Below are 20244 nucleotides of genomic sequence, written 5' to 3' on the forward strand. Positions count from 1 at the left end.
TGACGCACAACGTGTTTCTTTAGTTTGTAATAAATATCTTTATATAGAAAAAGAGGAGAACTATAACGTGTTTTAGAATAGTGATCCAGTACACGTACGAGTCCTCTCTTTCTATACAGTTGCGAAGAACCATTTGGAATACCAGGAGAATAAACTCCCGATAAAGGAAGTAGTTAAAGCAACATATTTATTCACTCTAATTGTAAAAATATGAAAAATTATGAAGAAGTAGTCGGAATTGATGTATCAAAAAAGACGATTGATGCTTATTGCTATCATGGGCAATTACACAAGGAGTTTGTTAATGATTTAATAGGTTATAAAAGTCTATTAAAATGGGTTTCTAAAGAGACACAATCAAGCAAGGTTTTTTATTGTTTTGAGAATACGGGTTATTACTCCTTAAAGCTAGCCCTTTATTTACATGGTCAAGGAGTTGTTTATGTAGAAGAAAGTCCATTGAAAATCAAGCGTTCATCTGGGATTGTAAAAGAAAAGACAGATAAATTGGATTCGAGTATAATCGCTCGTTATGCTTGGCTTTATAGAGAAGAGTTGAGTCCAAGTACAGTAAAAAGTATGTCTCATTTAGAGTTAGGGAGGTTATTAGCTTTACGAGATCAATTAGTAAGAAACAATGCAGGTCTTAAAGGAACATTAAAAGAGCTGAAAGTGCTTTTGTCCAGTCCAACAACCGATTCTGGTTGTATAAGCTTAAAACGAAGTATAGACTACTTGTCAAAGCAAGTAAAAGGTATAGAGTCTAGAATTAAGGAAATCATTTCAGGGGATGATTCTATGAATAAAAATCACGAATTACTTACAAGCCTCAAAGGTGTTGGTTTGGTTGTCGCTTGTCAGCTTATTTATCATACAGGAAACTTTACACGCTTCGATAGTTGGCGTGCGTTTTCAAGTTATTGCGGCACAGCACCTTTTGAGCATCGCTCTGGAACCAGTATTCACCGACGAAAACAATGTCATTATTTAGGAGATAGAAAGATGAAAAGTTTATTAAGTATGGCAAGTGTAAGTGCTATACAACATGATAGTGAACTACGATTGTATTATCAGAGAAAATTAGCAGAAGGAAAAGATAAAATGCTTGCTATAAATAATGTTAGAAATAAATTAATAGCAAGAGCTTTTGCGGTTGTAAAAAGAGGAACACCTTATGTAGTTCTTCAACAATATGCGGCTTAAAAAAAAGACTAATTTATTAGGATTTGATCTTGGAATACGTATATGGTTTGTTGCGTGGTTAAGTACGTAATTTAGCAAATAAAAACCGAATAGAAAATCCGCGAGGGTTTTCGTAAGCAGGCTAGAACTAGCAATAAATTATATACGGTGTTGGCATTTCGTTATTTTTTCATTTCAAATCGAGTATCAATTCGTTTATAAACCATTCCATTTTCAGGACTTGACCTTTCTTTGTCGGTTACAAATATTCCTTTGAACTTGTATAAAATGAAACCTAAATTATCAATACTTCGTGGAAAGACAATTCTTTTTATTGGACTATTTATTAAATCGTAATAATGAGTGTCTTTTCTGCCTTCTATTTTACATTTTTCTATTATAGTCTTTCCGTCTTCAATCATTTTGTTATCCCAATCTGCATTTTCGTAAAACTTCGGAAACCATAAATTATGATTTTCATAAACTTTACTTTTAAACCAAGCTCGTTGAACACCTTTATAGTTCTGTCCTAAACAATTACTTGCATCTAAAATTGTTCTAAATGCTGGATTTTCTTCAATATCCAAATAACCTTTTTCTCTGTGAAAGTTTGGATTAAATTCTTTTTCTAAATCCCAAGGTTTGAATGTATTGTTTTTAATTTTTGCTAATCGTAAATTTTTTACATTCTCAATTATTTTGTCAACTTGTTCATTAATGAAATTAATGTCATTAGTTATTTTGACTCTTTCAATTTTATGATTAGTAGCTTCGATTATATCAGTTTCACGATTTATGTCAAGTTCTTTTTGTTTGTTATGAAACGGTTCGTCAATTTCAATATGCAAGTTAAATTGTGGAAAATACATATCAGTTAATGCGTGTCCATTTGGTCGATTTACATATTGTTGAGTTGTAAATTTTATATCACTTTGATTAATTCCGTGCCAAATTCGAGTAATTACATAATTTTCAAAATTCTTTTTGTTCGTTTTGGAAATCTGCTTAATAATATAATCTAATTCTGTCAATTTTAAGTTCTGTTTTTAATGAATGCCAACGTTGTTGTGTATGATTTGTTGCGTATTTTATGTAGTAAAGTTAGTAAATAAAACACGAACCAAGAAAGTCCGCGAGGACTTTCGTAAGTTGGCTAAAACCAGCAATAAATTATACACGGTGTTGGCAAATCGTTTTTATTTTATGCAATCTGAATTCCTATTAATAAAGTTCCAATAATTATTATCAAAAGTCCAAATGTAAATAATTTGTCAGATTTTTTCACTTGTGGGTTTTTTGCTCCAATTCTTTCATTTACTTCTCCTGAACCTCGTAAAAATAGAATAAAATCTCTATTATGGATATTTTCACTTATTCGTTTAAAAATTCTGTCAAATGTCCAATAAATTAAAGGAATACATAATCCCAAATATAATATTCGGTCAGCTTTAAATTCAGATTTAGAGAATAAAATTTCAGACAGTCCAATTAAAAAAAGTCCAATAGTAATTGTCCAAACTATTTTCGGTTTCATCCATTTTGCCTTTCTTGTATATAGAAGAAAGAAACAAACTCCGATTGCAATTCCAATTCCGATTGTGGCGTTATTCAATTAGATTTATAGTTTTAGGTTATTATTAAACTTAAAATTCCAAGAGCGATAGTAATTAATAACATTATTCCTGAAAACTTTCGCAAATTATTCGATTTTCGTTTTAAGTTTTTAGTCGGATTTTCGACTTTCCAACTTATTTTAAACATTGAGTTTAGCATTAATTCATAAGAAGAAAACGAAAATGGATTAAGAATAGGAAAAAGTGGATATTTGTTTTTGTCTGTTGAATAGTAAATCCAAAGATTCATATAAATTCCAATTCCAAATGAAAAGAAAGACAGAGCAAATGTCATAAAAATAATTCCTGATAAAATTTCATTCATATGTTTTCGAGATTTCTCTCTAATGTCTTGTCCTGAAATATGGCTACAGGTTAAAATTGAATTAAGCTGATAATTTATATACCATATTTGGTGTTTTATAATCTAAAGATAAATGTAATCTTACTTCATTGTACAAATTAATTGCATTTTTTGCAGCTCTCTTTGCGTGACTCACGTTATCAAAGGTTTGGTCTAAATAAAATTCATCTTTTAAAATTCCATTTACACGTTCTGCCATTGCGTTTTCGTAACAATGATTTTCTTCAGTCATACTAATATCTATCTTTTTTCTTTTAAGAATTTGTGTGTATACATTGCTACAATACTGTATTCCTCTATCCGAATGATGAATAAGTTGCTTAATGTTTTTAGCTTGATAAATTGCCTTCTTAAGCGCTCTTACACATCCATTTAACTCTAAACTATCACTTAGGTCATAACCGACTATTTTTCTGGAATGCATATCTGTTATTAAAGCCAGATAACAAAAGCCCTTTATGGTTCTAATGTATGTGATATCAGATACCCAAACTTGGTTCGCTCTAGTAACTTCTAGGTCTTTTATAATGTTATTGTATTTATAAAAACGATGATAAGAGTTCGTAGTTCTAGCACTGGTTTTCTTTCTAAGTGTAAGCATATTATATTTCCTAAGTACTTTGAATAGTGTATCTCTACCTACTTTAATGTTAGCTTTAACAAACTCTTTATCTAAGGACCTGGTAAGTTTGCGAACACCTTCTCTAGGAAGGGATTTGCGTCTTTTTCTAACAATATCTATAATCTGTTGTTCTAGTTTTAAACGCTTATCAGCTCTGTTTTTATGCTTGTAATAAGCATTGCGTTTAAGTCCAAAACAATGGGTTATAGTTGTTAAAGAAGCAAATCCCTTAGATCTTTTTTTAGCTTTACTTAAGGCTTTATACTTAGCTTTTTTTTTAGTTCATTAACTGATTTATAACCAAGATCTTCAGCTGCTACTTCAAGATAACAATCCTGTACCATAGCATCGAGATCCTTTTTAAGTAGTAGTTTTTTAAGTTGTTCAACCTCTTTTTGAAGTGCTTTTATTCTAGATATTTCGTCTTTTGTTTCCACTTTTACTCTGGTGTTCATTAAGTCTTTACGATTATACTTTTTAATCCACACGTTTACTGTTGTAGGTGCAATAGAGTAGAGTTTACAAAGTTCACTCTTTGTGTGTTTTCCGATTGTAAGTTCGGCTAAAATTTTTAATTTAAAAGGCTCACTGTAACGTCTAATTACTTTGTCATTTCTATACATAATGTTTAAAATTATGTAGCCTTATTTCAGGACGGGTCATAATGTTTGCCAACGTTGTTGTATATGGTTTGTTGCGTGTTTCAGGCAACTAATTTAGTAAATAATTACCGACCAAGAAAGTCCGCGAGGACTTTCGTAAGTAGGCGAGAAGCCAGCAATAAATTATATACGGTGTTAGCCAACGTTATTTATAATATTCAATATTTCTAATTACAATTTCAAAAGGTTTATTGTTTTTAAATCGTTTCATTGTAATCCAATTATTCTTATTGTCGTAGGTGTAAATGTTTTCCAGTGTTACTTTATCATTTTTTATTTCCTTGATTATATTATTAAAATTATCGGTTATTTCTAATTTTTCTGAAATCACTTTTCCATCTTTATCAGTCTTTATCGATTCAAAATTTTTAGGTTCAATTTCATTTCTTTTAATGATATAAGTATTTAAGCCAGATTTGTCTTTACTTGATAGATAAGTCATTTCATTTTTGTTATATCTATATTCTATTTCGGATATTATTTCGTTATTTCTATCTAATGTTTTGCATTTAGATATTTTGCAGTCTTTATATTTATAAATAAATGAATAGTTTTTCTGTTTTTTATTAATGTCTTTGAATTGAATTTGTTTCGTTATTTGACCAATATCATTTAATTCATTTTCAGAATAAGACTCAATTTTTCCATTCTCATTGAAATCAGTCATTTTTATAGCCAAATTATTCTCAACATCAATAATTCTTTTGAAAGTTACTTTATCCGCTTGGTCGTAAATAATTTCACTCGTTTTAATGTTATCGGAATTATAACTGTATACATTTTTGGTCTTTATTTCCTTAGTGTTATTTTCATAGTTTGTCCAACTTACTAAATATCCAGAAGGGTTAATTTCTTTATCATATCTGTGTCCAAAAAAAGTAAGTTTTTCTTTTCCTTTTTCATAGTTTCCATTATTAGTCTCAATTAACTCAAAAGCTCTAGATTTAATTGATTTTACTTTTCCTGAAATTTTACATTGTTCCAAATAGGATTCTTTTTTTGAACAATCTATTTCAGTTTTTTGGCAATTACTTAATATTAAAGCAATTAATATGATTAGTGTACTGTTTTTCATTTTAATGTCTTGTCCTGAAATATGGCTACAGGTTAAAATTGAATTAAGCTGATAATTTATATACCATATTTGGTGTTTTATAATCTAAAGATAAATGTAATCTTACTTCATTGTACAAATTAATTGCATTTTTTGCAGCTCTCTTTGCGTGACTCACGTTATCAAAGGTTTGGTCTAAATAAAATTCATCTTTTAAAATTCCATTTACACGTTCTGCCATTGCGTTTTCGTAACAATGATTTTCTTCAGTCATACTAATATCTATCTTTTTTCTTTTAAGAATTTGTGTGTATACATTGCTACAATACTGTATTCCTCTATCCGAATGATGAATAAGTTGCTTAATGTTTTTAGCTTGATAAATTGCCTTCTTAAGCGCTCTTACACATCCATTTAACTCTAAACTATCACTTAGGTCATAACCGACTATTTTTCTGGAATGCATATCTGTTATTAAAGCCAGATAACAAAAGCCCTTTATGGTTCTAATGTATGTGATATCAGATACCCAAACTTGGTTCGCTCTAGTAACTTCTAGGTCTTTTATAATGTTATTGTATTTATAAAAACGATGATAAGAGTTCGTAGTTCTAGCACTGGTTTTCTTTCTAAGTGTAAGCATATTATATTTCCTAAGTACTTTGAATAGTGTATCTCTACCTACTTTAATGTTAGCTTTAACAAACTCTTTATCTAAGGACCTGGTAAGTTTGCGAACACCTTCTCTAGGAAGGGATTTGCGTCTTTTTCTAACAATATCTATAATCTGTTGTTCTAGTTTTAAACGCTTATCAGCTCTGTTTTTATGCTTGTAATAAGCATTGCGTTTAAGTCCAAAACAATGGGTTATAGTTGTTAAAGAAGCAAATCCCTTAGATCTTTTTTTAGCTTTACTTAAGGCTTTATACTTAGCTTTTTTTTTAGTTCATTAACTGATTTATAACCAAGATCTTCAGCTGCTACTTCAAGATAACAATCCTGTACCATAGCATCGAGATCCTTTTTAAGTAGTAGTTTTTTAAGTTGTTCAACCTCTTTTTGAAGTGCTTTTATTCTAGATATTTCGTCTTTTGTTTCCACTTTTACTCTGGTGTTCATTAAGTCTTTACGATTATACTTTTTAATCCACACGTTTACTGTTGTAGGTGCAATAGAGTAGAGTTTACAAAGTTCACTCTTTGTGTGTTTTCCGATTGTAAGTTCGGCTAAAATTTTTAATTTAAAAGGCTCACTGTAACGTCTAATTACTTTGTCATTTCTATACATAATGTTTAAAATTATGTAGCCTTATTTCAGGACGGGTCATAATGTTGGCTAACGTTGTTGTATATGGTTTGTTGCGTGGTTTAAGCAACTAATTTAGTAAATAATTACCGACCAAGAAAGTCCGCGAGGACTTTCGTAAGTAGGCGAGAAGCCAGCAATAAATTATATACGGTGTTAGCTGTAGTTTTTATTCCACTTTGTAACGAACAATGACTTCATTATCCAAAACGACATTAGTAGACCAAATAAATTCAGCACCTTTTCCACTAAATTTTTCTATGAAGTTCATATATGCTTTTTTATTATTTACTCCTATTTCATCTTCAGTATATGTGGTCGCATTTGGCCATTGGCTGTCATTGAAAGTAACGTCAAAACTATTTTCTGGAATTTTCCAATGAATACCGTAAAATGCTGTTCCATTATCAACTCCATCTGTACTGCAATTTGAAGAGATTCTTTTTTCTCCAATTTCACTTAAACAACTTAAATCACTAATAGGTGCAGTATAAAAAGTTTGTGCTTTCCATTTGCTATTTGTAATAGTCCCATCACTAAAGCTGGCTATAAAACCTCCATCTCCAGGATGAAAATCTTTTCCTCTATTATTTTCTGAACCTAAACCTAAATGTTCTTCCCAATCTATTAGTTTTACTGCAATTGTATAAGGTTTTTTTACTTTGAATTTTACAATGTTTGAATTAAATGGTGTAAAAGGTACTGGGTCAACTGCTATTAATTTTCCGTTAATGTAAAGTTCAAAATAATTATCCGCAAAAAGATAGCCTGTAATGATTTCTCCGTCCGAATCTATCTCAAAGACAGGAACGGAATTCATATCTATTTCTGAAAGATTATTTGGTGTTATAGAGTTACATTCATTATATAAATCAGAAGCTTTGGTCGATTCGTTGAAATGATTAATTCCGGGAACTGTCCAACTATTTCCTAAATCATCTTTTATTTCTCCAACTCCTGAAATTCTGCTACCTCCTTGATTACAAGAAATAAGACTTTTAATTTGTGTTTCCGCTAATCCTTGGGTTACGTTTCCTGTTCCATTGTAAATTTTTTCGTTAGTTGTTTCTTTAGGAATTGATTCATTAGTTGATGATTTTGCGTTTTTTTCCTTACAACTGATTATCGTAATTAATAGAAATAGAAATAAAATGTTATTTTTCATTATATGAGTTTTTTTAAATGTCTTGTCCTGAAATATGGCTACAGGTTAAAATTGAATTAAGCTGATAATTTATATACCATATTTGGTGTTTTATAATCTAAAGATAAATGTAATCTTACTTCATTGTACAAATTAATTGCATTTTTTGCAGCTCTCTTTGCGTGACTCACGTTATCAAAGGTTTGGTCTAAATAAAATTCATCTTTTAAAATTCCATTTACACGTTCTGCCATTGCGTTTTCGTAACAATGATTTTCTTCAGTCATACTAATATCTATCTTTTTTCTTTTAAGAATTTGTGTGTATACATTGCTACAATACTGTATTCCTCTATCTGAATGATGAATAAGTTGCTTAATGTTTTTAGCTTGATAAATTGCCTTCTTAAGCGCTCTTACACATCCATTTAACTCTAAACTATCACTTAGGTCATAACCGACTATTTTTCTGGAATGCATATCTGTTATTAAAGCCAGATAACAAAAGCCCTTTATGGTTCTAATGTATGTGATATCAGATACCCAAACTTGGTTCGCTCTAGTAACTTCTAGGTCTTTTATAATGTTATTGTATTTATAAAAACGATGATAAGAGTTCGTAGTTCTAGCACTGGTTTTCTTTCTAAGTGTAAGCATATTATATTTCCTAAGTACTTTGAATAGTGTATCTCTACCTACTTTAATGTTAGCTTTAACAAACTCTTTATCTAAGGACCTGGTAAGTTTGCGAACACCTTCTCTAGGAAGGGATTTGCGTCTTTTTCTAACAATATCTATAATCTGTTGTTCTAGTTTTAAACGCTTATCAGCTCTGTTTTTATGCTTGTAATAAGCATTGCGTTTAAGTCCAAAACAATGGGTTATAGTTGTTAAAGAAGCAAATCCCTTAGATCTTTTTTTAGCTTTACTTAAGGCTTTATACTTAGCTTTTTTTTTAGTTCATTAACTGATTTATAACCAAGATCTTCAGCTGCTACTTCAAGATAACAATCCTGTACCATAGCATCGAGATCCTTTTTAAGTAGTAGTTTTTTAAGTTGTTCAACCTCTTTTTGAAGTGCTTTTATTCTAGATATTTCGTCTTTTGTTTCCACTTTTACTCTGGTGTTCATTAAGTCTTTACGATTATACTTTTTAATCCACACGTTTACTGTTGTAGGTGCAATAGAGTAGAGTTTACAAAGTTCACTCTTTGTGTGTTTTCCGATTGTAAGTTCGGCTAAAATTTTTAATTTAAAAGGCTCACTGTAACGTCTAATTACTTTGTCATTTCTATACATAATGTTTAAAATTATGTAGCCTTATTTCAGGACGGGTCATAATTATTGCCAACGGAATTGTGTATGGTTAGTTGCGTGATTAAGCAACTAATTTAGCAAACAAATACGGACTAGAGAAAATTCCGAAGGAATTTTCCAAATAAGCACTAGCCAAAGCAATTAATTATACACGGTGTTAGCAAAAGTTTTTTATTCCTTATTCAAAAATTCCGTTACTAAATTGTTCTTTTTAGATTCCATTTCACAAGTCCAACTGTCTATAAACCATCTTCCATTTTCATAATGAAGTTGAACACTATTTAGTCCTCGAACATTGGATTCAGTTTTTGGCTCAGTTCGTATTTCAAATGCGCTCCAAACTTGTGCAATATTTCCGTATTTGCTAACTTTTCTTTTAAGTTCCTTTTCATAAAAATCCTCTTTCTGTGATAATCCGATTGGAATATATTCCGCTTCAAGAGTATGTGATTCCGCTTTTCCGTTTTCGTCTAATCTCGTGATAACAGCATTTTTTGAATGAATATATTTATCTCTTTCAAATTCCCAAGGTTCACTACTCGAACCAGAAACAACATCATAGTATGCATTCATTATCGCATCTACTGATTTTACATCTTTTGCGTATTTTTCATCGTTAGTTTGTCCAAAAATTGAATTGAAAGCGAAAATTATGCTAATTGATGTAAGTATTATTTTATTCATATTGATTGTTTTTCCAATTTTTGCTAACGTTGTTGTGTATGCTTAGTTGCGTGTTTGAGCAACTAATTTAGTAAATAAAAAACGAATAGAATATTCCGCAGGAATATTCGTAAGCAAGCTAGAACTAGCAATTAAATATACACGTTGTTAGCTGTAGTTATTTACTACTTATAAACCTTTTAATTTTATTTATTGGAATACAGTCGACTTTGTTTTTTTGTGCAAGGTCTACTAAAAATTGAATTCCATTAATCTGTTCAGTAATAGTGAATATATCCTTGAAAGAATTCAATACTTCGTCATTATCTTCCTTGTATTCATAGTTTAGTTCAGTGCATATTTTCTTAAATAATTTTGTAGAGCTTTGAGTGAATTTGAAAGATGTAATAAAATCTGATTTTACTTCATCTTCTGTTAAGTCTTGATGTGCAATATATTTGTCTCTAATAGTTTTTAAATTAGATTTGTCATATTCTATTTGTAAAGCATCAATTTCTTTTTCTAATGTTTTATAATCAAATTGAATTTTGCTATTCTTCGCTATATTGATTAGTCTTTTAAAAGTGTGTTTTTCGTTTTTGTCGAATATTTTATGGAATTCTAGAATATTATTACCCAAAAGTAATCCAGAAATCCAATGTAATCCAGAATTATTTATGACTGAAATATTTTGTCTATCTACTTGAAAACTCAAAAAATTGAGCAATGAAGTATTAATATTGATAGTTTGTAAAATCCCATTAATTCCATCAATTCTTCTACCGACTTGACTCATAATTATTAATGTTTTTAATTGTAATTATTTTTAAAATCATTAATAAAACTTAACTCTTCTGGGTATTTATGAAACGATTTAACCATGTCTTTTCCTTTTTTAAAATTAGAATCAGAAACGTTAATAGCATCTAATTCATTCCATTCTTTTCTTACCTGTTCTATTTTGTTGTTTCTTTCTTATTTTCAAGTTCTGAAGTAAGAATATACTCAATGTGGTGTCTTATCTTTTCATAATGATGTCCAGTGTTTTTATGAGTAACAGACTTTTGGTTTGGTGCTACAAATGTTTGATATCCAGTCAGAATAGCAACAAAAGATGTGAACAAAGCAATATAAAAACCATGATCTGTGTAAAAATGATATTCATTACCTTCTATCATTGATTTCCAAGGAAATCTAAAAGAGAAAGCTATCAGAATTGAAATGATAAATGCAGGATAACCAATCCATGAATGCCGATTAGACCACTTGATAGATTCATATCTATGAGCATATTCAAGTTGATGAACTTTTCGCATCCAATCTAAAAGCATTTTTCGTTGATTAGTTTGCATTCTATTCATTTTCTTATCTAATTTATCCAATAAATAAGACGGTTCAATATGTATTTTTCTATTGATTTTAGAGTTTTTAATATCGCTTGGTCCAACAACAAAAGAATTTTTAACAAACCCATTTTCTGCAGTAAATGAGAATAATGTTGCGCTCAATCCGTCTTCACTTTTACTGCCACCTTTGTGATAATCACCTGCACTTATTTCATAAGTACTTGAAGGGAAATATTGTTCTTGAGAAACTTTTGATAAGATTATATGGTTATCTGTATTTACGGCATTCGATGAATGCTTGTTTACTTTATTTAATGTTTTATTGTATTTAATTTCAAATAATGAGTGTTCCTTTTTTTTAGATGATTTTTTAAAAGAATATCGTTCATTAAATATTGAACCAGCAAGTATCCAACTTTGAGCGTGAAAAGCATGAGAATGAATACTGAAATTTTTTCTTGTCTCACTATTTATATACTGATTAAGACTATCGTCCCAAATATGCAATCTGATAAATTCAAATCTATTCATATCGGTTTTGAACCTATATAACGGAATTGATAAAAAGCCTTGAGAACCGATTGATGAGACAGTTGCGTTTGAAGGTATTTCAGTAATAGACAAATAAATCTGATTCCAGATATCGTTTGTCATTAAATTTACTTTAGAATCTCGAGCTTTTTGTAATCCTTTTATGGCTAGAATTCTTCTTGCTACTGAACGATAATAACAGTTTTTTTCCTTATTGATAAATGCTTTTAATTTCAGTTCGTTTATTCCAGAATCTGAATAAATATTATCATCAAAATTGTTGATTTTGGGTAATAATTTTTTAACATCATCAGAGTAACATTCACAAACAGAATTTAGTAATTCATTAAAATCAAAAATCTTATTACTCATATGTTCGGTTTTAATGTCTTGTCCTGAAATATGGCTACAGGTTAAAATTGAATTAAGCTGATAATTTATATACCATATTTGGTGTTTTATAATCTAAAGATAAATGTAATCTTACTTCATTGTACAAATTAATTGCATTTTTTGCAGCTCTCTTTGCGTGACTCACGTTATCAAAGGTTTGGTCTAAATAAAATTCATCTTTTAAAATTCCATTTACACGTTCTGCCATTGCGTTTTCGTAACAATGATTTTCTTCAGTCATACTAATATCTATCTTTTTTCTTTTAAGAATTTGTGTGTATACATTGCTACAATACTGTATTCCTCTATCCGAATGATGAATAAGTTGCTTAATGTTTTTAGCTTGATAAATTGCCTTCTTAAGCGCTCTTACACATCCATTTAACTCTAAACTATCACTTAGGTCATAACCGACTATTTTTCTGGAATGCATATCTGTTATTAAAGCCAGATAACAAAAGCCCTTTATGGTTCTAATGTATGTGATATCAGATACCCAAACTTGGTTCGCTCTAGTAACTTCTAGGTCTTTTATAATGTTATTGTATTTATAAAAACGATGATAAGAGTTCGTAGTTCTAGCACTGGTTTTCTTTCTAAGTGTAAGCATATTATATTTCCTAAGTACTTTGAATAGTGTATCTCTACCTACTTTAATGTTAGCTTTAACAAACTCTTTATCTAAGGACCTGGTAAGTTTGCGAACACCTTCTCTAGGAAGGGATTTGCGTCTTTTTCTAACAATATCTATAATCTGTTGTTCTAGTTTTAAACGCTTATCAGCTCTGTTTTTATGCTTGTAATAAGCATTGCGTTTAAGTCCAAAACAATGGGTTATAGTTGTTAAAGAAGCAAATCCCTTAGATCTTTTTTTAGCTTTACTTAAGGCTTTATACTTAGCTTTTTTTTTAGTTCATTAACTGATTTATAACCAAGATCTTCAGCTGCTACTTCAAGATAACAATCCTGTACCATAGCATCGAGATCCTTTTTAAGTAGTAGTTTTTTAAGTTGTTCAACCTCTTTTTGAAGTGCTTTTATTCTAGATATTTCGTCTTTTGTTTCCACTTTTACTCTGGTGTTCATTAAGTCTTTACGATTATACTTTTTAATCCACACGTTTACTGTTGTAGGTGCAATAGAGTAGAGTTTACAAAGTTCACTCTTTGTGTGTTTTCCGATTGTAAGTTCGGCTAAAATTTTTAATTTAAAAGGCTCACTGTAACGTCTAATTACTTTGTCATTTCTATACATAATGTTTAAAATTATGTAGCCTTATTTCAGGACGGGTCATAATTACAGCTAACGTTGTTGTATATGGTTTGTTGCGTGTTTCAGGCAACTAATTTAGTAAATAATTACCGACCAAGAAAGTCCGCGAGGACTTTCGTAAGTAGGCGAGAAGCCAGCAATAAATTATATACGGTGTTAGCCAACGTTATTTATAATATTCAATATTTCTAATTACAATTTCAAAAGGTTTATTGTTTTTAAATCGTTTCATTGTAATCCAATTATTCTTATTGTCGTAGGTGTAAATGTTTTCCAGTGTTACTTTATCATTTTTTATTTCCTTGATTATATTATTAAAATTATCGGTTATTTCTAATTTTTCTGAAATCACTTTTCCATCTTTATCAGTCTTTATCGATTCAAAATTTTTAGGTTCAATTTCATTTCTTTTAATGATATAAGTATTTAAGCCAGATTTGTCTTTACTTGATAGATAAGTCATTTCATTTTTGTTATATCTATATTCTATTTCGGATATTATTTCGTTATTTCTATCTAATGTTTTGCATTTAGATATTTTGCAGTCTTTATATTTATAAATAAATGAATAGTTTTTCTGTTTTTTATTAATGTCTTTGAATTGAATTTGTTTCGTTATTTGACCAATATCATTTAATTCATTTTCAGAATAAGACTCAATTTTTCCATTCTCATTGAAATCAGTCATTTTTATAGCCAAATTATTCTCAACATCAATAATTCTTTTGAAAGTTACTTTATCCGCTTGGTCGTAAATAATTTCACTCGTTTTAATGTTATCGGAATTATAACTGTATACATTTTTGGTCTTTATTTCCTTAGTGTTATTTTCATAGTTTGTCCAACTTACTAAATATCCAGAAGGGTTAATTTCTTTATCATATCTGTGTCCAAAAAAAGTAAGTTTTTCTTTTCCTTTTTCATAGTTTCCATTATTAGTCTCAATTAACTCAAAAGCTCTAGATTTAATTGATTTTACTTTTCCTGAAATTTTACATTGTTCCAAATAGGATTCTTTTTTTGAACAATCTATTTCAGTTTTTTGGCAATTACTTAATATTAAAGCAATTAATATGATTAGTGTACTGTTTTTCATTTTAATGTCTTGTCCTGAAATATGGCTACAGGTTAAAATTGAATTAAGCTGATAATTTATATACCATATTTGGTGTTTTATAATCTAAAGATAAATGTAATCTTACTTCATTGTACAAATTAATTGCATTTTTTGCAGCTCTCTTTGCGTGACTCACGTTATCAAAGGTTTGGTCTAAATAAAATTCATCTTTTAAAATTCCATTTACACGTTCTGCCATTGCGTTTTCGTAACAATGATTTTCTTCAGTCATACTAATATCTATCTTTTTTCTTTTAAGAATTTGTGTGTATACATTGCTACAATACTGTATTCCTCTATCCGAATGATGAATAAGTTGCTTAATGTTTTTAGCTTGATAAATTGCCTTCTTAAGCGCTCTTACACATCCATTTAACTCTAAACTATCACTTAGGTCATAACCGACTATTTTTCTGGAATGCATATCTGTTATTAAAGCCAGATAACAAAAGCCCTTTATGGTTCTAATGTATGTGATATCAGATACCCAAACTTGGTTCGCTCTAGTAACTTCTAGGTCTTTTATAATGTTATTGTATTTATAAAAACGATGATAAGAGTTCGTAGTTCTAGCACTGGTTTTCTTTCTAAGTGTAAGCATATTATATTTCCTAAGTACTTTGAATAGTGTATCTCTACCTACTTTAATGTTAGCTTTAACAAACTCTTTATCTAAGGACCTGGTAAGTTTGCGAACACCTTCTCTAGGAAGGGATTTGCGTCTTTTTCTAACAATATCTATAATCTGTTGTTCTAGTTTTAAACGCTTATCAGCTCTGTTTTTATGCTTGTAATAAGCATTGCGTTTAAGTCCAAAACAATGGGTTATAGTTGTTAAAGAAGCAAATCCCTTAGATCTTTTTTTAGCTTTACTTAAGGCTTTATACTTAGCTTTTTTTTTAGTTCATTAACTGATTTATAACCAAGATCTTCAGCTGCTACTTCAAGATAACAATCCTGTACCATAGCATCGAGATCCTTTTTAAGTAGTAGTTTTTTAAGTTGTTCAACCTCTTTTTGAAGTGCTTTTATTCTAGATATTTCGTCTTTTGTTTCCACTTTTACTCTGGTGTTCATTAAGTCTTTACGATTATACTTTTTAATCCACACGTTTACTGTTGTAGGTGCAATAGAGTAGAGTTTACAAAGTTCACTCTTTGTGTGTTTTCCGATTGTAAGTTCGGCTAAAATTTTTAATTTAAAAGGCTCACTGTAACGTCTAATTACTTTGTCATTTCTATACATAATGTTTAAAATTATGTAGCCTTATTTCAGGACGGGTCATAATGTTGGCTAACGTTGTTGTGTATGCTTAGTTGCGTGATTCAGCAACTAATTTAGTAAATAAAAAACGAATAGAATATTCCGCAGGAATATTCGTAAGCAAGCTAGACCTAGCAATTAAATATACACGGTGTTGTGCTTTCGTTATTTATAATTTAATCATATTGAGTTTTCATGAGAATTTTATCAATCAATAGGTCTAATTCTATAAATAGATTTTTGTTATCTGCCATCCAGTATAAAAACCCGTCAGTAAGGTTTTCGAATTCAATTTCTTTAAAAATTTGAAGTTTATCCACCTTCAGGTTTGATTTTTCTTTCCAATTTAATGGACCATGGGCATCGATATCTTTATAGGAATATTTTTTTGATAAGTAAGGAAAAATCTCGTTATCAGATATTGCAGTAAATCTTGTTGTTCTATCTGTCAACGCCTTCATCGTTCGTCCCCAATTATATATTAAATTAACTAATTCCTTATTTTGGAGCAAATCCAAACGTCCTGATTGTATGAGACCAGAAATGGTGTTTTCCGAGGGTCTGAATATAGGAGGGTCAAAGGCATAAAAAAGTAAACTGTCGACATTTTGCTTTTTAAGATAATCTTCGTCTTTGCCGATAATATTCATTAATTTTTTAAGGGCTGCCTCACATAATTCAGCTTCATCAATTCTTCTTTTTAAAATCGTTTTGTTTTGCAAATATTCAGTATGAATGTTCTTTACAATGGTTTGTTCTTCAAGTTCCTGGATTCGTTCTTGGTTCCAATTATTGATTGACAATGCAATCAAAATTCCAATTACAACAAGTACAATTTCACCAATAGCGTAAATAAGATACTTACTGAATTTATTTTCGGTCAGCATTCTTTGTCTAATTTTCCTAAAGAATTTTATCATTGGTTAGCGGTTTGTGGTAATGAAGCACAACGGTTGGTATAAGGATAGTGCGTTTTTGCTTGCTGGGATTTTCCGCAGGAAAATCAGAAGCTGGCAAAAAGAGCACTTCCATTGTTTAAGGACTAAATTAAGCATTATTTTTATACAATGTTAGCAGTCGTTATTTTTTAGTTTTACAAACAGTTAGCCGAACAGAGCATAAATCCGACACAACAGTTACAAACTGCTTTGTAAATCCGTTTTATAATATTTAGATAGGAGTGAGGTTTGTCCGAAGCAACAGTTGCGTTTTGGGAGAATCCGAATTTTTACTCATAATATTGAGTAATTTAAACCTTTGCATTTCTATTTTAAACCACTTTAGAGTGATCTAATTACTGTTTTTTGAGCCGAGTGAGCAATGACTGCTAACGGTTAGTATATGAAAAGTAGGGCATAAAATAAGCACTATATTTCGGGTTTAACACTTAGCTAAATATAAATATTTTGTTTTTAATTTTCGTTTAAATTCCAAATTTTATATTTAGCGGACTTTGTAAATAAACACAGAACTTTGGAGTTAGCACAAAAGCCCTATTTTTTATATACATTGTTGGCAGTAGTTTTATTTACCTACAGGATCCCCAAAATACATTAATTCCCAAACCGCTTTGTTACTGGTGTGCTTCTCTATTAATTTACCTGATTTGTAAACTCTTATTTCTGCTTTTCCAGTAAATCTAAAATATGCAGGATCAATACTAGTAAGCATTTTTGCAAGTTTGAATTTAAGCCCATTACCGACTGATGCCGAAATTAAATCTACTTCAACAATAGTTTTTTCTCTAAAAAGTGAATATTCATACCTGTATTCAGTTTGAGGATCATTATAAACAAAAATTAAATCGTCACTTACATCTTTTTTTAATGTTGGATGCTCCTTACCATAAGTTCTATATAGAGTTACTAATTCACCATCATCAACAACTGTTTCGCCATCCTTAGAAATATTAAAAGTAATTATATTGTCATTATTAAATTCTTTTTCTGATATCATTTCTGAAGCAATTACGTTATAAGGACCAATTTCAGCTCTTGACCAATACCAATGGTTAAAAATTTTCATCATAGAGAAATTTCCCCAATTATGGTCATGGTAGGCAGAACCAACTGTTTTTGTTGTTACACCTTTGTAATCATATTCAATTTCCATTTCACCTTGAGGTACAGGTACTACCCAATTGAATTCTTTGCTTTCGTCAGCACCAAATACCATATGTCCTGTTTTTGGTCTCCAGCTTTGCGTAGTTCTTTTTATTACGGCTGTTAAGTTTATATCTTCATTTTCAATATGAATTTTGTATTCCTTTAGGTTTCCTTCTGCATAACTATTACCCATCTTAACATTACACGAATCTTTTGAAGCGAAAAAATCTTCTGGGTCACAGTAAATTTTTTCTGATATTTTACTACCATCAGCTTTATCTATACTAACCGTCAAGTATGGATTAAAAGGTTTTTTTATGTCGGTCATGAACTTGGTGTAAAACGTCATTACAACAGTACTCCCATCATGCAAATGAGCATCAAAATACCACCATTCATAGCTTCCTTTATCTCCGGATGTTCTCATTCCGTCTTCCCATTTTTCAGGAATATTACCTTCTATTAAGTTTCTTTTGTTATAGTCATTGCTAATTTTTGCTAAGTTCTGACTGAATAAAAAAGTAGAAAAAAGAAGTGTTATAAGTGTAAGGCTGATTTTATTTTTCATTTTAATTTGAGTTAAATTGTGATCTATAGTTTTTGTAAAGCACAAAAATAAATGTAATTTATTTGAGTTTGATGAAACTAATTTCATGTTTCAACTAGTACGTTTTATTTTACTTAACCATTGGGGTGTAACTCCCATAAATTCTGCTATATACTTTGAGGGAACATTTTTAGTAATTGGACCGTGTTCTTCTAGGAGGTAATCGTATAATTTATCTTTGGGAAGACCTATTAATTTAGACTTTATTTGATTTATAAAAATGAGAGCTTCTATAATATGCGTATTACAAAATTTATCAAAAGATTTATGTTTCAAACTTAATTTTTCTATTGTATTTCTATGAAATTCAATTACTTGGGAATTTTTAAATGCTTTTATTTGCGTATCAGAAGGTTTCTTTGAAAAATAACTTTCTGGTTGCGTCATAAATGGATGATAATTGTCAATATGGAACGAAGTTGTTCTAAATTTTGATTTATTATCATCAAAATACTGACTTATAAATCCACCTTTGATTACTATATAGATATATTTACTATGTTCTCCAACATTAAGAATATTTTCGTTTTTTTTGATTTCAATTTGTTTACCATTCAAATTTATCTCTTGAATTAAATCTTCTGATAGACCGTATTTAATAGCATATTTTATAAGGTTTTTCATTTTTTTTAATTACTGCCAACGTTTATGTATATGGTTTGTTGCGTGGTTTAAGCAACTAATTTACTAAATAAATTACGAACGAGAATATTCCGAAGGAATATTCCAAGTGAGCTAAAACTAGCAATAAATTATATACGGTGTTGGCAACAGTTATTTTTCTTTCAGAGTTTTCATAAATTCTTTAATTTCCTCGTTTTCCATAAACTTTGAAAACATTGAATTCATAGTATTCGAATCTTGTATTGGATTATAATCTAATTCTAAAAGCGTTTGTGAACCTATCTGAAAATTAAAGCTCGAAGCTTCTCCATAATAACCTTTTATATTCTTTTTATATTCGGTTGTTGCTATTTTAATATTTTTTGAAAATATTTCTAAATACTTTTTAAAATCTTCTACTGTCATATTTTCAATAGACCTTTTCGTTCTCAAAGTTTCGAGATATTCTTTTGTATATAAATTATAGCCTAAAAGTTCTCGATTATCATTTTGGTTGATTTTTGTTAAAGTTTTGATAGAAGAGATTGAGTCAATTCCGTTCCAAACATATTCCAAATAATTATTGTCTTTTGACTGAACTAAAGTCATTAAAGTATAATATTCTGTAGAATCTTTTGGGTTTTCTCCAAGTAGCAATATTCTGTCTTTTAAAAATACTTTTTTAGATATTTTGGCAGCTCTTCTACCTTTGTATTTCATGTCAAAGTTGGGAAATACTTTTTGATTAATAAGACTGTCTTTTGTAATCGTAAATTCAGCAAATCCGCTTTTATTTATTAAATACCATTTTCCGTCAATGTTTTGTTCTGTTTGAGATGAACAATTCATAAAGCAAATTGATAATGTTATTAATAAGATTTTTTTCATATAATTTGCTTTTCATATTTTGAGTGAGTAATTGTTGCCAACGTTGTTGTATATGGTTTGTTGCGTGGTTTAAGCACCTAATTTAACAAATAAAAACGGAAACTAAGATTAAGCAAGAATAAATTGCAAATAGGCTAGAAGTAGCAATAAATTATATACGTTGTTGGCAGTAGTTTTTTATTTAATTATTTA

At 29.7% G+C, this 20244-nt stretch carries 18 protein-coding genes and 5 pseudogenes; 1 reads left to right on the forward strand and 22 read right to left on the reverse strand.

From position 1 onward, the window contains the following. Nucleotides 1-210: 210 nt before the first annotated feature. Nucleotides 211-1203 carry an IS110 family transposase gene (locus FG167_RS11125; RefSeq protein WP_203458343.1) on the forward strand — a complete coding sequence of 331 codons (993 nt, stop codon included), beginning with the start codon at nt 211-213 and terminating at the stop codon, nt 1201-1203. Between the two features lie 161 nt (nt 1204-1364). Here the strand turns inward: FG167_RS11125 and FG167_RS11130 are convergent, their stop codons facing one another. From FG167_RS11130 to FG167_RS11235, 22 genes and pseudogenes are all read right to left on the reverse strand, one after another. Then, entirely contained in the window at nt 1365-2213 is an 849-nt protein-coding gene (locus FG167_RS11130) for an AbaSI family restriction endonuclease (protein ID WP_203458344.1), read from the reverse strand. Nucleotides 2214-2383: 170 nt separating this feature from the next. Next, nucleotides 2384-2794, reverse strand: a complete 411-nt coding sequence (locus FG167_RS11135; protein WP_203458345.1) for a hypothetical protein — start codon at nt 2792-2794, stop codon at nt 2384-2386. Between the two features lie 387 nt (nt 2795-3181). After that, a pseudogene (locus FG167_RS11140) lies at nt 3182-4006 on the reverse strand (IS3 family transposase); the annotation flags it as partial. Nucleotides 4007-4032: 26 nt separating this feature from the next. Continuing rightward, the gene (locus tag FG167_RS11145) at nt 4033-4404 is read right to left on the reverse strand and encodes a transposase (protein ID WP_055434618.1); all 372 of its coding nucleotides are present in this window, start codon (nt 4402-4404) and stop codon (nt 4033-4035) included. A 184-nt stretch (nt 4405-4588) separates the two neighbouring features. After that, nucleotides 4589-5518, reverse strand: a complete 930-nt coding sequence (locus tag FG167_RS11150) for a hypothetical protein (protein ID WP_203458346.1) — start codon at nt 5516-5518, stop codon at nt 4589-4591. Between the two features lie 43 nt (nt 5519-5561). Beyond that, nucleotides 5562-6386 (reverse strand): annotated as a pseudogene (locus tag FG167_RS11155) (IS3 family transposase); the annotation flags it as partial. Between the two features lie 26 nt (nt 6387-6412). Next, nucleotides 6413-6784 (reverse strand): transposase, encoded by a 372-nt coding sequence (locus FG167_RS11160; protein ID WP_055434618.1) that lies wholly within the window; start codon nt 6782-6784, stop codon nt 6413-6415. A gap of 187 nt (nt 6785-6971) precedes the next feature. Further along, complete coding sequence (locus FG167_RS11165) at nt 6972-7967, reverse strand: hypothetical protein (protein ID WP_136582482.1); 996 nt, start codon at nt 7965-7967, stop codon at nt 6972-6974. A 56-nt stretch (nt 7968-8023) separates the two neighbouring features. Then, a pseudogene (locus FG167_RS11170) lies at nt 8024-8848 on the reverse strand (IS3 family transposase); the annotation flags it as partial. Between the two features lie 26 nt (nt 8849-8874). Then, complete coding sequence (locus FG167_RS11175; protein WP_055434618.1) at nt 8875-9246, reverse strand: transposase; 372 nt, start codon at nt 9244-9246, stop codon at nt 8875-8877. 189 nt (nt 9247-9435) lie between these two features. Then, the gene (locus tag FG167_RS11180; RefSeq protein WP_203458347.1) at nt 9436-9948 is read right to left on the reverse strand and encodes a hypothetical protein; all 513 of its coding nucleotides are present in this window, start codon (nt 9946-9948) and stop codon (nt 9436-9438) included. Between the two features lie 157 nt (nt 9949-10105). Beyond that, nucleotides 10106-10723, reverse strand: coding sequence for a hypothetical protein (locus FG167_RS11185; protein WP_203458348.1), 618 nt, complete (start codon nt 10721-10723; stop codon nt 10106-10108). A 160-nt stretch (nt 10724-10883) separates the two neighbouring features. Then, nucleotides 10884-12176 (reverse strand): SLATT domain-containing protein, encoded by a 1293-nt coding sequence (locus FG167_RS11190; protein WP_203458349.1) that lies wholly within the window; start codon nt 12174-12176, stop codon nt 10884-10886. Between the two features lie 52 nt (nt 12177-12228). Beyond that, nucleotides 12229-13053 (reverse strand): annotated as a pseudogene (locus tag FG167_RS11195) (IS3 family transposase); the annotation flags it as partial. Between the two features lie 26 nt (nt 13054-13079). After that, on the reverse strand, nt 13080-13451 hold the full coding sequence (locus FG167_RS11200; protein WP_055434618.1) for a transposase: 372 nt from the start codon (nt 13449-13451) through the stop codon (nt 13080-13082). A 184-nt stretch (nt 13452-13635) separates the two neighbouring features. Further along, nucleotides 13636-14565 (reverse strand): hypothetical protein, encoded by a 930-nt coding sequence (locus FG167_RS11205; RefSeq protein WP_203458346.1) that lies wholly within the window; start codon nt 14563-14565, stop codon nt 13636-13638. A gap of 43 nt (nt 14566-14608) precedes the next feature. After that, nucleotides 14609-15433, reverse strand: a pseudogene (locus FG167_RS11210) (IS3 family transposase); the annotation flags it as partial. Between the two features lie 26 nt (nt 15434-15459). Beyond that, on the reverse strand, nt 15460-15831 hold the full coding sequence (locus FG167_RS11215) for a transposase (protein ID WP_055434618.1): 372 nt from the start codon (nt 15829-15831) through the stop codon (nt 15460-15462). A gap of 194 nt (nt 15832-16025) precedes the next feature. After that, nucleotides 16026-16769, reverse strand: a complete 744-nt coding sequence (locus FG167_RS11220) for a DUF6090 family protein (protein WP_203458350.1) — start codon at nt 16767-16769, stop codon at nt 16026-16028. A gap of 604 nt (nt 16770-17373) precedes the next feature. Then, the gene (locus FG167_RS11225) at nt 17374-18522 is read right to left on the reverse strand and encodes a hypothetical protein (RefSeq protein WP_055436619.1); all 1149 of its coding nucleotides are present in this window, start codon (nt 18520-18522) and stop codon (nt 17374-17376) included. 90 nt (nt 18523-18612) lie between these two features. Further along, complete coding sequence (locus FG167_RS11230; RefSeq protein WP_055436620.1) at nt 18613-19185, reverse strand: Crp/Fnr family transcriptional regulator; 573 nt, start codon at nt 19183-19185, stop codon at nt 18613-18615. 150 nt (nt 19186-19335) lie between these two features. Continuing rightward, on the reverse strand, nt 19336-20052 hold the full coding sequence (locus FG167_RS11235; RefSeq protein WP_203458351.1) for a hypothetical protein: 717 nt from the start codon (nt 20050-20052) through the stop codon (nt 19336-19338). Nucleotides 20053-20244: the final 192 nt, after the last annotated feature.

Origin of the sequence: Lacinutrix sp. WUR7 (genome assembly GCF_016864015.1) — a bacterium.
Lineage (GTDB): Bacteria > Bacteroidota > Bacteroidia > Flavobacteriales > Flavobacteriaceae > Oceanihabitans.